Source organism: Microbacterium sp. M4A5_1d (genome assembly GCF_053345465.1).
In genome coordinates this window covers 24,309-36,795 of sequence record NZ_JBKFAD010000004.1, presented here as the reverse complement: position 1 = coordinate 36,795, position 12,487 = coordinate 24,309, and the positions used below count along the sequence as shown (strand labels likewise).

The 12,487-nt window shown below is 65.8% G+C and carries 17 protein-coding genes; 12 read left to right on the top strand and 5 right to left on the bottom strand.

Features of this window, described 5'->3' with window-relative positions:
• Positions 1-9 precede the first annotated feature (9 nt).
• Positions 10-378, bottom strand: a complete 369-nt coding sequence (gene trxA / locus ACLBWJ_RS15565) for a thioredoxin (RefSeq protein WP_016463909.1) — start codon at positions 376-378, stop codon at positions 10-12.
• Between the two features lie 296 nt (positions 379-674).
• On the opposite strand from trxA, the gene ACLBWJ_RS15560 reads away from it, so the two are divergent.
• From ACLBWJ_RS15560 to ACLBWJ_RS15550, 3 genes are all read left to right on the top strand, one after another.
• On the top strand, positions 675-968 hold the full coding sequence (locus tag ACLBWJ_RS15560) for a metal-sensitive transcriptional regulator (RefSeq protein ID WP_016463910.1): 294 nt from the start codon (positions 675-677) through the stop codon (positions 966-968).
• Positions 968-1,318 (top strand): DsrE family protein, encoded by a 351-nt coding sequence (locus ACLBWJ_RS15555; protein WP_016463911.1) that lies wholly within the window; start codon positions 968-970, stop codon positions 1,316-1,318. Before ACLBWJ_RS15560 ends, ACLBWJ_RS15555 begins: the two co-directional genes overlap by 1 nt.
• A gap of 317 nt (positions 1,319-1,635) precedes the next feature.
• Positions 1,636-2,199 (top strand): recombinase family protein, encoded by a 564-nt coding sequence (locus ACLBWJ_RS15550; RefSeq protein WP_447660704.1) that lies wholly within the window; start codon positions 1,636-1,638, stop codon positions 2,197-2,199.
• Positions 2,200-2,217: 18 nt separating this feature from the next.
• On the opposite strand, the gene ACLBWJ_RS15545 is transcribed toward ACLBWJ_RS15550, so the two are convergent.
• Positions 2,218-2,874: a hypothetical protein gene (locus ACLBWJ_RS15545; protein ID WP_447660703.1), complete on the bottom strand. Its 657-nt coding sequence runs from the start codon at positions 2,872-2,874 to the stop codon at positions 2,218-2,220.
• 215 nt (positions 2,875-3,089) lie between these two features.
• Here ACLBWJ_RS15545 and ACLBWJ_RS15540 point away from each other — a divergent pair, with 215 nt between their 5' ends.
• Positions 3,090-3,368, top strand: a complete 279-nt coding sequence (locus ACLBWJ_RS15540) for a hypothetical protein (RefSeq protein ID WP_447660702.1) — start codon at positions 3,090-3,092, stop codon at positions 3,366-3,368.
• On the top strand, positions 3,365-3,724 hold the full coding sequence (locus tag ACLBWJ_RS15535; protein ID WP_447660701.1) for a hypothetical protein: 360 nt from the start codon (positions 3,365-3,367) through the stop codon (positions 3,722-3,724). Before ACLBWJ_RS15540 ends, ACLBWJ_RS15535 begins: the two co-directional genes overlap by 4 nt.
• A gap of 292 nt (positions 3,725-4,016) precedes the next feature.
• Here ACLBWJ_RS15535 and ACLBWJ_RS15530 read toward each other — a convergent pair whose 3' ends face one another.
• From ACLBWJ_RS15530 to ACLBWJ_RS15520, 3 genes are all read right to left on the bottom strand, one after another.
• Positions 4,017-4,787 carry a hypothetical protein gene (locus ACLBWJ_RS15530; protein ID WP_447660700.1) on the bottom strand — a complete coding sequence of 257 codons (771 nt, stop codon included), beginning with the start codon at positions 4,785-4,787 and terminating at the stop codon, positions 4,017-4,019.
• Positions 4,788-4,823: 36 nt separating this feature from the next.
• Entirely contained in the window at positions 4,824-5,879 is a 1,056-nt protein-coding gene (locus ACLBWJ_RS15525; RefSeq protein ID WP_447660699.1) for a PIN domain-containing protein, read from the bottom strand.
• 222 nt (positions 5,880-6,101) lie between these two features.
• The gene (locus tag ACLBWJ_RS15520; protein ID WP_447660698.1) at positions 6,102-6,347 is read right to left on the bottom strand and encodes a glutaredoxin family protein; all 246 of its coding nucleotides are present in this window, start codon (positions 6,345-6,347) and stop codon (positions 6,102-6,104) included.
• A gap of 285 nt (positions 6,348-6,632) precedes the next feature.
• Between ACLBWJ_RS15520 and ACLBWJ_RS15515 the strand changes: the two genes are divergently transcribed.
• The 7 genes from ACLBWJ_RS15515 (at position 6,633) to ACLBWJ_RS15485 (ending at position 12,480) form a co-directional block, all read left to right on the top strand.
• Positions 6,633-6,875 (top strand): hypothetical protein, encoded by a 243-nt coding sequence (locus ACLBWJ_RS15515; RefSeq protein WP_162815385.1) that lies wholly within the window; start codon positions 6,633-6,635, stop codon positions 6,873-6,875.
• 300 nt (positions 6,876-7,175) lie between these two features.
• Positions 7,176-8,153: a hypothetical protein gene (locus ACLBWJ_RS15510; RefSeq protein ID WP_447660697.1), complete on the top strand. Its 978-nt coding sequence runs from the start codon at positions 7,176-7,178 to the stop codon at positions 8,151-8,153.
• 207 nt (positions 8,154-8,360) lie between these two features.
• The gene (locus ACLBWJ_RS15505; RefSeq protein ID WP_447660696.1) at positions 8,361-9,113 is read left to right on the top strand and encodes a hypothetical protein; all 753 of its coding nucleotides are present in this window, start codon (positions 8,361-8,363) and stop codon (positions 9,111-9,113) included.
• Entirely contained in the window at positions 9,113-11,047 is a 1,935-nt protein-coding gene (locus ACLBWJ_RS15500; protein WP_447660695.1) for a hypothetical protein, read from the top strand. The genes ACLBWJ_RS15505 and ACLBWJ_RS15500 overlap by 1 nt, the downstream gene beginning before the upstream one ends.
• Positions 11,048-11,333: 286 nt before the next feature.
• A complete protein-coding gene (nrdH, locus tag ACLBWJ_RS15495) occupies positions 11,334-11,597 on the top strand; it encodes a glutaredoxin-like protein NrdH (RefSeq protein ID WP_447660694.1) in 264 nt (87 codons plus the stop codon).
• Positions 11,594-12,229: a hypothetical protein gene (locus ACLBWJ_RS15490; protein ID WP_447660693.1), complete on the top strand. Its 636-nt coding sequence runs from the start codon at positions 11,594-11,596 to the stop codon at positions 12,227-12,229. The genes nrdH and ACLBWJ_RS15490 overlap by 4 nt, the downstream gene beginning before the upstream one ends.
• A 41-nt stretch (positions 12,230-12,270) precedes the next feature.
• Positions 12,271-12,480 (top strand): type II toxin-antitoxin system HicA family toxin, encoded by a 210-nt coding sequence (locus ACLBWJ_RS15485; protein ID WP_447660692.1) that lies wholly within the window; start codon positions 12,271-12,273, stop codon positions 12,478-12,480.
• Positions 12,481-12,487 lie beyond the last annotated feature (7 nt).

The following is a 12,487-nucleotide window of genomic DNA, read 5'->3' as shown; positions in this document are numbered from 1 at the left end:
CGCACACGGTCAGGCAGCCGTCTCGGCAGCCGCGATCTGGCGGCGGACATCATCCATGTCCAGCTCGCGGGCTTTGGTGATCAGTTGCTCGAGCTGCGGGGCAGGCAGAGCACCGGGCTGCTTGTACACCAGCACGCCATCGCGGATCACCATCAGCGTCGGGATCGAGGTGATGCGGTGAGCCGAGGACAACTCAGCTTCCGCTTCGGTGTCCACTTTCGCGAACACGATGTCGGGGTGCTTCTCCGACGCCGCCTCGAATACCGGAGCGAACGAGCGGCACGGGCCGCACCAGGCCGCCCAGAAGTCGATGAGGACGATCCCGTCTGCCTGGACGGCCGGGCCGAAGGTCTCGTTCGTGAGCTCAGTGGTGGCCATCGTCGGTCACCGCCCGAACAGGCGCGAGAAGAACCCGCCCTGCTTCGACTGTGCAGCCTGCACCTCACCGCGCGTGTGGTTGCCATTGCACCACTGCGACGCGGGCACCGACGCGCGTACCGAAGACACGTGCTGGCCGCAGCCCGCCCACGTCGTCTTCCCACAGGTCCGGCACTTCGTAGCTCGACACATGTTCTCTCCCTTTCCGGTGATACCCCAGGGGGTATATCTGAACCTGGACGCCCAGGATACTCCGGGGGGTATAGTTGTTGTCAACTCGACGGAAGGAACCGCTCATGGGCAGTGACCCGCAAGGCCCTGACTCGCTGCTGCACGATCAGGAGGCGAAGCGAAAGGTGCTCAACCGTCTGAAGCGTGCGCAAGGACAGCTCGCCGCGGTGATCGGCGCCGTTGAAAACGACGCACACTGCCGCGACGTCGTTCAGCAGCTCTCCGCCGTCTCTAAAGCTCTGGATCGGGCCGGCTTCCTCGTCATCTCCACCGCTCTTCGCGACTGCATGACCACGCCGGAGGCGGATAACGTCACCAACCCCGACGAGCTGGAAAAGCTCTTCCTCTCCCTCGCCTGATGACCACGCGAAACACGCTCGTCATCCACGTCTTCGCCGAGGACGCCGCGGTTCTCACCGCCGCGCTGCGCGTTGCCCGAAACGCCGTTGACGATCTCAGTCCCGACGGCATCGTGCAGCTCGTCGTCCAGGGCGGCGCGGTGCGGGGCCTGGTCGCGGACGGTGCCTATCGAGACGATCTCGTCGCAACGATCCGCAGTGCGGGCGTACAGGTGCTGGCGTGTCAGAACAGCATGAGCCGAGAAGACGTGGACGCTGATTCTTTGCTCGAGGGGGTGTCAACCGTTGCCGCGGCCGTGGGCTACCTCGCTCAACAACAATGGGCAGGCGCCGCCTACGTACGACTGTGATGCATCCAGCACCTGTCACGCCATCCGCACGCACCGGTATCGCAGCTGTGACCTCTTCTGCGTGATGGCAACTAGTCCGAGAGCGACATTTCTGCGCAAAACTCTGAAGTCCCACCGACGAGCATCCCTCCAGCAAGGCGGCCCAGCCCCGACCTGAGCCCTGCGAGAACCGAGCTGCTGTAGACACGTCACGTAGCGAAGTCAGAACGCCGCCACGGAGCGCTGTTATTCACAGGCGCGACACGCCGAAGATGGATCCGCCGAAACCCCCTGCCGAAACCTAATCGCGCCGGAACCTCGGCAGTACCGTTTTCGGCATGGCACATGAAGTCGGATACGCCCGAGTCTCGAAGCGGGAGCAGAACCCAGACGCTCAGGCCGCCGAGCTCCGCGCCGCTGGCTGCGAGAGGGTCTTCGTCGACCACGGCGAATCGAGCCGCGTCACCGATCGCCCGCAGTGGGTTGCGTGCCTCGACTATCTGCGGCCGGGGGACACGTTGAAAGTGCGCCGGCTCGATCGTCTCGCCGGCAGTGAGCGCATCCTGATCGAGACGCTGCAGGACCTCGACGCGCGCCAGGTGAACATCGTGAGCCTCACAGAGCCGATGATCGACACGACGTCGCCTATGGGCCGCGCATTGTTCGGGATCGTGGCCGTGTTCGCGCAGCTGCGCGTCGACACGATCCGCGACAACACCCAACGCGGCCTCGAGTACGCGCGCGCGCAGGGGAGGGTTGGTGGCCGGCCAAGCGTGATGACACCGGAGCGCATCGCGACGGCTCGCCAGCTGCGCGCCGAACGACATAGCTGGGAGAGCATCGGCCGAGTGCTCGGTGTGGGGGCGTCGAGCGTACGCCGTGCCCTGTCCGGGGATGCCTAAGAGGCGCTGATTCCGGGCCTAGTTCCTGAACCCCACCTGCATAACGACGTCGAGCGCGAAGGTGGCCATCGCCGCCACTACGAGGGCGGCCGCCCCAACCGCGAACGCCGGAATGCTGGCGAGCAGCAGTCGTCTAGGGGCAAAGGGGTTGCCCGCGTTCTCAGGCGAGGGACGCACGTGTCGCACCTCAATGTCGATGAGGGGGGCGCGATCCTCGATGACGATTCTGGGTTTGCCGGCGCTCACGAATGTGATGGACCCGGATGCTCGCTTCTTGATCAGTTGGGGAGTGATGGGGAACGTCGCCCATTCGAAACCGTGTCCTGAGGAACCTCCGAAGCGGATGCCATCGTCCGTCTCCGAGAGCAGTAGAGCACCACCGGGCTCCACACGGAACACCAGCGGCCGTCCATCGTCAAACGATCCGGACGGGATATCAGCCCGACTGTTTGAGAACAGGCGCAGCGTGACCAGATGAGGATCCTGAATCTGTAACCCGTTCACTCGAACGTCGAGGTTTTCGATCGCGGTCGGCGCCGCCACTAAGCGCACCACCTCGACCGCGTACTCGAGGCGCCTCTTAGGGTTGGCTCGGTAGTAGGTGATCACGGTGTAGAAACCGACAATCACCGTGACCGCGACGCCGACTATCGCCCAAACAACCCCAGGTTCCATGAGCGCAACCGTAGTGCTGGTGTGGGCGGGCGAGGCGCAGCGAAGCACCTGTCCGACGTTCGATTGGTCAGTTGCGAGAGATCTCGCGCGGCCCTTCAGTGGGCGAGTCGAGCAGCTGCCGCGGCTGCACATGCAGCGCTGTCCCCGCGATCCGACAGCGCGCCCGTCATTTGCGGCCCCCTTTTTGTGTCCCATTTTTATGGTAGAGTCGACACATGACGCCGCGATGGGAGCCCTCGACTGAGAAGCACGGGGTTCCCCGGGGTGATGCGATATACGCGATGCTGAACGCCACCTTCACGGCGCTGCTCACGGACCGGGGGGATGGCAGCGTTGACCGGCTGTTCATTGGGCCGGCACATGCGCAGACGGCACGCGAGATCGAAGTGATTGTGCAGGTCTGGGAAGACGGTTCTGGGCGAGAGGCGAAGGTGTTCCACGTGATGCCGCTTGGCCCGAAGTTCCGCAAGCTGCGAGAGGAAAACCAATCATGAGCACCCGTGACTACGAAGCGGCCAGCGCGGCATACGCCGACCCCGCGCAGCCCGTGTCTGTCGTCGGACCAATCCATACCGGCGCCGCTGCGGCCCAGATTGGGCGGGACTTCCTGGTCGAGCAGTATGGCTCTCTGGAGAAGGTCAACGCCGAGATCAAGCGGGGGCGTCCGCGTGTCGGTGAGAAGCGCACCCCAACGAAGATCGTCAAGGGCCGGGTTCCCGAAGCCGACGCGCATGAGCTCGAGGCGATCGAGGAAGAGACAGGGCTGACGGAATCCGAGCTCGTCCGGCGGGGCATCGCTCTCCTCATTAAGAGCCACCGGGAATCACGCCGGCCAGTCCGCGCGTCATAGAACGCTGGACGCCCGACTCGGTCGGTGGGCGGCCGATCTGCCCGACTGCCGTCCGCGACCTCACCGCGTCACCGGAACAGCAAGATGCAACCGATGATGACAACCCGCCAGGACGGCGAGGGCAGGAACCGTCCACCGCCGGGTCACGCGGTCAAAGAAGCGCCCTCCACCTCAGCCGCCGCGGGCGTGAGAGGACCTGATCACGCCGATCACCATCAACACTGCGCTGACGAGGAGAAGTCCGAGCAGCATTGATGGTGCTCGCCTACGGCTATGCAGGCGTGATGTCGCATCACACTTGGGGGCGGGTACGTCGTCCGCCATCCGGGGCACTGTCCGCTTGCGATAGTGGTGCACCGTACTGATCGTCGACGGATTGCACCAAGCGGTCGGCCTCTTTCATCGAGTTGACGAGAGCCTTATCTAGCGATCGCGCGAGATGGCGCAGCCGCCGCACGTGTGCGATCCGGTAGATACGCGCGCGGCCTTGGATCTTGTCAATCTGGAACAGCCGGTAGACCTGGCGGGCGTGATACTCACGCCAAACCGCGCACGCATCCGCCGCCGCCGCAAGGTCCTCCGCACGAGTGGCCCCGTTCAAACTCTTCACGACGATGTCGCGCTGCTGATCGAACGCGTACAGGGCCTCGGCCAGCTTCCCCGTCGTGTAGAACTGCGCCTCGGCGAGGACCGAACGCCACTCGTCAGTAAGCAGCTCTATCTGCTTGGAGCGCACGGGGTCTAAGCCGAGCATCACAGTGACAGGACGGCCGTCCGCAGCAGCGGCGATCTTCTGCCCCCGCTGTTGAAGATCCTCAATGAGGTGGTGGGTCGCGATTCCGAGGTTCGTGACGATGGCCACAGCCCGGATGCCGAACGCGCGTTCCGACGCTGCCTCCGCGCCGTTTAGATCCATGAGTCGGCTTCGGAGGGCGCTGCGTGCCGCTATCCAAGCACCGATGGCCACTCCGATGATTCCCAGGAGGGCAAGAATCAACGGCACGACATAGACCGTGACTGGATCGCTGATCCTGTTGGTGGGAATCGTCATCAACGCGAGCACGGCCGCATCTTCCCACGCGTGAGGTACGCCTGGGGCTCATTCGACCCATCGTAAGGTTTCGTCCTCGATCCAGGCATCGTCGCCGCCGGGGGTGATCGTCACCTCCGCCTCGAGGGCGACCGTGGAGGTGAAGTCCACACCGATCATCGGGTCGGAGTACTCACCCTGCATCCACTCCACGGCGTCGGAGTACTCCTGCAGGTACTCATCGGTGCGCATGAATCCAGAGATGGTGATCTCCGCCGTCGCCTCCACCGTTTCTGGCGGAACCCCGACCGTCCTTTCGATGTTGATCGAGTCGACAGCGACGACCAAGCCCTCTTGCACCCCGTACTTCATCGGCGCCTCGTTCGACGCATCCACGTACGCCCAGGTCTTTCCCTCGAAGTCCGCTAGGTGGTCGATGACGGCTTGTATCGCGATGCGTTCCTGGCGCGTCAACAAGTCGCGACGCTCCTCCACCTCCGCGATCGCTTTCTCAAGGCGGTCGACGACTCGTAGTTGCCCGGGGTCGACCCAGTGCTGCTCGAGCTCCTCAACAAGGGAGGGGGCAAGATTACCGTCTGAAAGAAAGCCTCCGTCCGCGCAGATGAACAGCACCTCGTCGTCGTCGCTGAGCGTCTGCATCAGGTCGACTAGGCCGTGCCAGATGATGGTGTCCCGAAGGCCCACGGTTTGCGCGCCCTTCAGTGAGGTCGGCGCTCTTCGTTCGAGTTCGCGCCGCACTAGCTCCTCACTCGATGTCAGCGGCCAGGGACGCACGTGGCATGCGGAGTGCTCGAGCAGCGGGCCGAGCGCGCGCGATGATGCCTGCAGCACGTAGGTAGACAGGGCATCCACGGTGGCCACGTAATCGTCTGTCGGTACGTGATTGCCATACTTTCGCGGTAGGTCTCGGAGGGGGGCTTGAAGTGCTCGAACCGTGTCCTGTCCAAACTCCCTCGCTTGCCGCTCTGCCTCAGCAATAACAACGGGTGACAGAGCGACCTCGACCTGTCCTGGCAACAGCGCGTTGATCAGCTTGCGGCTCGTGGGGCGCAGTATGAGCAGATCTGCGTGGAAAGCGTTGGTGTCCGGGTAGAGGATCAGCACGACGCCAGTATGTCGCTGTTCTTGTCGCTCAGTTCGGCACACCGCATCCGTTTTTTTCGTTTCTCACCGGCGGCTCGGAAGAGCGCCATGGTTCGAAACTGACATAACGTAGATTATCGGTATAAATCCCAGGTCAGAGTATGTTTCGCAAGCGGTGCGCGGCAGCGTGGGCGGACAACCCCGGATGGGCAGCTAGCGCCTCTGAGCGATCGAGAACCCGGCCTAGCGATCGCCGCGGCCGCGGCGCAGCTCGACGATCTTGTCGATGCGCAGACCTGTCCACCTGTCGCCGTTGTCTGTGACAACTAGCGGCAGCTCACAAATGCCGGCGGCTCGCAGCTCGTCGACCAGGCCCGCGGCGTTGACGTCGATGAGATCGAAGGCAATACCGGCCAGGCGCAGCGCCGTGTATGTATTCGCGCAGCTCCCGCAGCCCTCGGCCCCGTACACCGTGACGTGAATGCTCATCGCTCGTGATCCTCTCTGCGGTCCTCGGCCTGTCAGCCGATGCCTCGCCATCGGCTGACACTTGCCGCCCGCACGTCGGGTCGGAGCGGGTCAAGGGCCGGCATCGCCGGGATTCCGCAGGAATCTGCGCAGCACCCTTGATGCGTTCTGAGCCGACGTGCTCCCCCGGTGCCGCCGGCGCCGGCAGCTTGAGCAGTTGACACGTACGTGTCAGTAGTGGTGTTAACAGCACTTCGTTCGGCGTGTTCGCTGACACGTGGTGTTGACACCGCTATCGTCGCCGGTATGACCAGACGGCAGATCCCCCGAGGCACGCGCGTAGCGTCGGCCCGGTTGTCACTGATCGTGGAGGAAGAGCGCAAGCGCCGCTTCGATCAGATCGCCGCGCAGGCGGGTATGTCCTCCGCGGGATTCTTCGAGGCGGTCGTCGCTCATCTTGAGGAAGATCTGAGCGACCGTGGCGTGCCGAACTGGCTACCTCAGCCCGAACCACACGACGGGGAGCTGCCTATCAGCGACGTCGCATAAAAGACTTCGCCCCCCGCAGATGCGAGGGGCGAAAGAGTCAAGTCCGATCCGATGAGTTTGGCGACCTAGCGGATCGATAGTCCCAAACACCTGCCACGAGTGGCGGGCCTTTGGCGTACCTACCTGACGGGAGGAAGGTATGTGCACACCTTAACGCACAGCGACCCAACTAGCCATAGCGCGAGAGCTATTGAGACGGGCGTGTCGCACGAGTCCACGCGGTCGTGGGCTCTGCCGGCGCCCTCTGGGGCCTACGCGCCGCTGCGGGCTTGGGTATCGGGTAACGCGTGGTTTGACGCCGTGATGGACGCTCTGGCCACGCCCGAGGGCGAGGCGCTGCGGCGTGCCGCTCGGGTGGCTCCGGGCACGCTGCTGCGGGTCGCGTACGACGATCGCATGTCGGCCGATCGGTCGACGGGCCGGGACGTCACGACGGCTCACGAGACGGTCGCAGAGCGGCTGGGCATGAGCGCCAAGACGGTGCAGCGGGCGCGGCTGCTGCTGGAGGCGATGGGGCTCGCGGTGACGGTTGTGGGCGGCCGGTATCTGACGAACGAGGAGCGTGAGCGGGCCCGGCGCGCTCACGGCGGCGACCAGGTGCGCGCGGCCTCGACGCGGGCGCTGGTGATGCCCTCCACTCCCCCGCCTGCGCGCTCGACGTCGACGCCGGCGAAACCCGAATCTGTGGAGAATGTCCACCTACCTGTCTCTCCGTCAGGAGAGCAGGTAAGTCACCTTCCTGAATCATCACCAACGCGCGCGATGCGCGCTCGGAAGGGCACCGCTCCGCGGCGCCCCGCAATGACGAGAAGAACCATCGAGGGGACGCCTCGGAGCTTGGCCGTGCAACAGCTCGCAGCTCGTCTCGTGCAGCGGATGCCGTGGCTCGGAGAGCAGCAGCACATCGGCCGGCTGTGCCGTCTCGTCGACCGATTGAAGCTGGTCGAGCGAGGCTGGACCGCGCAGCAGATCGTCGATCAGATCGAGCGGCACAGCCGCTCGGCGGGGCTGCACGTGGCGTCGAGCGGCGCCCAGCGGAACCCGCTGGGCTACTTCGCTTGGCTCGTGGATCGAGCGATCTCCGCCGATGAGCTGGCACCGTTCGAGCAGGTCGCTCAGGAGCGTCAGCAGCGGATCGCGGCCGCTCAGGAACGAGCTGCCGCAGAGCAGGCGCGCCGCCAGCAGATCGCCGCCGAGGCGGCCGAGATCGACGCCGTGATCGCGGCGATGCGTCAGCAGTTCCCGAAGCGAACGAGCACCCCACGCCTATTCGTCTGAGTATTCACTCAGAGCGAATAGGTAAACGAACCAATTCGGTTTGTTTGCCCTTGTCCTGCCGTCCCCGCCACGCTTCGCGCTTCCCAACCTCCGGCCCTCAGCAGATACTCTGTTCGGGACGGAGGTTGGCAAGTTCTGGCGGGGACGGCAGGACAAGGGCAGTTCCAAAGATGGAAGGGATTGTGTGGTGGTGAGGGTGGGTGTGCGGTGCAGATAACGGCTCGGGATGAGCGGCTGTTCGAGTGGCTGCGAGAGGTGCGGCTGGCAGATGCGGAAGCGCTGCGGTGGGCTCTGGCTGCTGCTGATGGACGGAGCGAGCCGGTGACTGCACGGCGGGCTCAGCAGTGGATCGCGCGCGGCGTCGAGGCCGGCGTGATCGAGAAGGCTCGGCCGATCTTTCGCGATGGCTCGGTCGTCTGGCTCTCTCACGCGATGTCGGGTCGAGCTGCACCGAACCTGTTCCGTGCGACGACCCGTCACGAGGTCGCGGTGGCCGCGATCTCAGCACGCTTCATGGCTGCCGGCTATGCGTGGAGCCGGGACCGCCAACCCGCATCGACGAGGGAACACGCGGCCGACGGAATCGCCCGCCGCGGGGAGCGCGTCGAACGGGTCGAAGTGGAGCTGACAGCGAAGACGCTGGCGCGGTACCAGAGCATCCTCCTCGGTCACGCTCGGTGGCTCACCGGGGGTGTCGAGCGGGTCGTGTACGTCGGCACGTCAGCAGCGATGCGGGCCGTCTCCCGGGAGGCGGACAAGTGGGTTCACCCGGCGGTCCGCGACCGCCTGGTAACCGTGGCCGCGCTCGACGAGCGGGGCCACATCATGGAAGATCTCGATGCCCTCTGGGCATCGTCGAACACCGCCCCGACCGAGGGTCGGGGCATCGAGGACGGAGCCGCAGAGGCGCCGCCGGCACTGCCGGCGCCGACCCTGCCGGTATGGGGAGGTCGCGACTGATGAGCCAGCAGAACGCCCAACAACCGCAGTCCACAGACGCGCTGACCGAGGCGCTGTTCGCCATTATCAAGATCGGCCTGGGGGCCGTTCTGGTGTTGGTCTTCCTTCCCCTCGCCGTGCCTCTCCTCGCTGTCGCGGTAACGGGTAACCGGGTAGCTAAGCGTCATTGGTTCTGGGTCACTCACCGCTGGCACCCGTGGGTGAACACGGCGGCGATCGTGATCGTCGCCGTCGCGTTGACGTGGGAGGGAATCGCCCTGACGGGGTGGATCGTCAGCGGCGAGGCTCGCGCCTTCGTGCAGAACGAGGGATGGCCGGCTGCCCTGCTCGGGCAGTGGTGGCCGATCCTGCTGGTGAACCTGCTGCTGGGCGCGCTACTGCTGCCGGTCGCGTGGGCCTGGCGCCGCCGCCAGCTCGCGGAGCTGGTGCGCGCACGCAAGATCCCCGATGTGCTCACCCAGGAGCACATCGAGAGCGCCCGCAAACGGGCGGCCGATATCGTCACCGCCCGCAAGCTCGGTCTGAGGCTGGACTCACACACGGGAGCGCTGACGGCGCTGCCCGGTGGGACCACGATCGTCGCCCCGCATCCCGTGCCGTCGACGCGACCGCGCAACGGCGGCGGCCGGGAGAAGGTGACCTTGCAGGGCATCGGAATGATCGAGCGCCCCACCATCCGCACCTTCGGTGACCGGATGCAGGACACCCGCCGCGTTCCCGACTGGACCGACCCCGCCGGCCGCTACGTGGTGCTGCCTGAGAGTGCCGGCGCTCAGCGGGTGCTGCTGTTCGCGGAGAGCGGTTCGGGTAAGTCCGTGCTGCTGCACGATGCGATCTTGGCCGTGCTCGAGGTGGGGTGGCCGGTGTTCTTCATCGATGCGAAGGGCGACCCCGACGATGCCGAGAAGCTCGCCGCCGTCGCGGCGTCTCGTGGGCACTCCGTGCTCGTCGGTGAACCGTGGAATCTGTTCACCGGGACCGCGGCCGAGATCACCACGAAGCTGATGCGCACCCTTCCTCAGTCTTCGGGCGATGGCCAGTTCTACAACGACGAGGTGGAATCGGTGCTTAACGCGATTCAGAGCCTCCGCCCGCTCACGGGCATGCGCGACCTGTTCACCCGGCTCAGCAGCATCACGCCCGAGGACGTGCGCGACGGGGCTCAGTTCGCGATGCTCACCGCGCCCGTCGACAAGCAGGGCACGCCCCGCGTGTTCCGGGTGCGGGACCGGCTGCTGCTGGCCCTCGGCCCGCTGGAGCCGCACCTGGCGGCGTCGGGGTGGAGCTTCGAGAACCGCACCGCGGATCTCACCATCGTTCCCCTCGCCCCCTCCGACCGAGCCCAGGCCACCGTGGGCGACCTGATGCTCGTCGACCTCCGCCGTTACATGAGCGCAAGGCTCGCCCGCAGAGACAAGACACCCGCTGTGGTGTTCGTCGACGAGTTCCCCCAGCTCGTCACCGACGACAGCGACCCCGGCGACATTGCCGCATCGATGTTCGAAACTGCGCGGTCCGCGGGCCTCGGGCTGTGGCTCGCGGCGCAGTCCGTCGCCGGTGTCTCGCAGGACGAGACGCGGCGACGGCGCGCGCTCGCAAGCGGTGCCGCCCTGATCGTGGGCCGCTCGAAAGACCCCGAGGACATTGTGACCTTCGCCGGTACGGCGATGCGGCTGGAATCGTCGGGCGCGGCGACCGGTGAGGAGCTGCGATCGGCGCGAGCTCAACACACCTACGTCATTCCACCCGATGACGTGCGTCGAGCGGCCGTGGGGCAGTTCTGGATTGTCCAGGGCGGCGCGATCGCGCCGTTCCGGGCGCTCCCCTCCCCCACGATCCCTGCCGGCGCTCAGGCGGCGCCGGCAGCGAGTGAGCCGGAGCCCGCGGCCCCGGCCGAAGATGTGCCAGCCGAAACCGGCGGCTCGCAGACCTGAGCCAGCGCCCGGGGCGCTGGGCGGGCTTCGCCCGTAGCCGACGGCCGCGATGCGGCCGCAGCCCAGCGCCCTCCGGGCGCACCCTTTTCTGCCGTGAAGCCTTCGGCAGCATACGGTCGGCCAGCCTGAGCGCAAGCGACTCCCCCGAGATTTTCGGCACGCGGTCGCTGCGCTCCCTTATTTCGCGCCGAAATTCTCTCCTCCGCTGCTTGCGCTCAGGCCGTCCTCCCTAGCGGCGACAAGTCGCCTTCACGGCAAAAAAACGTGAGGGGGAGGAGAGAAGATCATGGGCGCAACAACCACAGGCCGGGTCACGGTGTTCAGCCGTGAGGGGTGCGTGCAGTGCAACGCCACATATCGAGCCCTCGACGATCACGGCATCGACTACCGGATCGTTGACGTCGACGAGCTGCGCGAGGGCGCGGCCGAGGAGCTGCGAGCCCTCGGGTTCACCCGCCTCCCCGTGGTGAAGGTCCCCGGCACTTCGGCATGGTCCGGGTTCCGCCCTGACCTCATCGCGGAGATCGACCCCGAGGCGGTGAACGCATGAGCGCCACCGTCGCCGCTCCCCTGGTCGCCGCAATCGAGCAGGCGTGGGCCGATATCCGCGAACGTCACCCCGAGGTTCCCGAGGTCGTCGTCACGATCGGCAGCGGGAGCGAGGCAAAGGGGATGAAGCTCGGACACTTTGCCGCAGCGCGATGGGTGCGCGGTGAGGACGAGCTGCACGAGCTGTTCGTCGGCGGTGAGGGCCTGGCCGGGGGCGCCGCGTCCGTGCTCGCGACGCTGCTGCACGAGGCCGCACACGCGGCCGCACAGCCCCGCGGCATCCAGGACACCAGCCGTCAGGGCCGCTACCACAACCAGCGATTCAAGAGCATTGCCGAAGGCCTCGGGCTCACCATCGAGCACGATCAGAGCATCGGATGGAGCGTGACGACACTCCCCCGTCACACCGAAGCCGAATACGCCGAGACGATCGCGACCCTGCACACCGCGATCACCGCTCACCGCCGCGCCGAAGCGATCGCCACCGGCGGAGGACGCAAGAGCAACAACAACGGCGCCGCCGTCGTCTGCGGATGCGGGCGGAAGATCCGCGCCTCTCTCACCGTCATCGAGGCAGGCCCCATCATCTGCGGCATCTGCGGCACCCCGTTCGAATCCGAAGAAATCAGCTAGCCCCCCTTGCATTGCGGTGCTAGGGGGACTAGCATAGTCTTATGACCAAGCGACAGAAGCACCGGGACGTAGCGAAGTTCCTGCGCTCGAAGGGCTGGGAGCACGTGCGAACCAAAGGCAGTCACGAGACGTGGAAATCGCCAGACGGCGCTATGACGCTAGTGGTTGCCGCCCACGGCGGCGAGGTATCGGCGGGCATCGTGCGACAGATTCAGAACGTCTTCGACGACACCCCGAGCAGCTGGAACTGAGAGGAGC

What these genes read in the sequence shown, in the direction of transcription:
- trxA (WP_016463909.1), bottom strand. Translation starts at nt 378, where the DNA reads ATGGCCACCACTGAGCTCACGAACGAGACCTTCGGCCCGGCCGTCCAG.
- ACLBWJ_RS15560 (WP_016463910.1), top strand. Translation starts at nt 675, where the DNA reads ATGGGCAGTGACCCGCAAGGCCCTGACTCGCTGCTGCACGATCAGGAG.
- ACLBWJ_RS15555 (WP_016463911.1), top strand. Translation starts at nt 968, where the DNA reads ATGACCACGCGAAACACGCTCGTCATCCACGTCTTCGCCGAGGACGCC.
- ACLBWJ_RS15550 (WP_447660704.1), top strand. Translation starts at nt 1,636, where the DNA reads ATGGCACATGAAGTCGGATACGCCCGAGTCTCGAAGCGGGAGCAGAAC.
- ACLBWJ_RS15545 (WP_447660703.1), bottom strand. Translation starts at nt 2,874, where the DNA reads ATGGAACCTGGGGTTGTTTGGGCGATAGTCGGCGTCGCGGTCACGGTG.
- ACLBWJ_RS15540 (WP_447660702.1), top strand. Translation starts at nt 3,090, where the DNA reads ATGACGCCGCGATGGGAGCCCTCGACTGAGAAGCACGGGGTTCCCCGG.
- ACLBWJ_RS15535 (WP_447660701.1), top strand. Translation starts at nt 3,365, where the DNA reads ATGAGCACCCGTGACTACGAAGCGGCCAGCGCGGCATACGCCGACCCC.
- ACLBWJ_RS15520 (WP_447660698.1), bottom strand. Translation starts at nt 6,347, where the DNA reads ATGAGCATTCACGTCACGGTGTACGGGGCCGAGGGCTGCGGGAGCTGC.
- ACLBWJ_RS15515 (WP_162815385.1), top strand. Translation starts at nt 6,633, where the DNA reads ATGACCAGACGGCAGATCCCCCGAGGCACGCGCGTAGCGTCGGCCCGG.
- ACLBWJ_RS15500 (WP_447660695.1), top strand. Translation starts at nt 9,113, where the DNA reads ATGAGCCAGCAGAACGCCCAACAACCGCAGTCCACAGACGCGCTGACC.
- nrdH (WP_447660694.1), top strand. Translation starts at nt 11,334, where the DNA reads ATGGGCGCAACAACCACAGGCCGGGTCACGGTGTTCAGCCGTGAGGGG.
- ACLBWJ_RS15490 (WP_447660693.1), top strand. Translation starts at nt 11,594, where the DNA reads ATGAGCGCCACCGTCGCCGCTCCCCTGGTCGCCGCAATCGAGCAGGCG.
- ACLBWJ_RS15485 (WP_447660692.1), top strand. Translation starts at nt 12,271, where the DNA reads ATGACCAAGCGACAGAAGCACCGGGACGTAGCGAAGTTCCTGCGCTCG.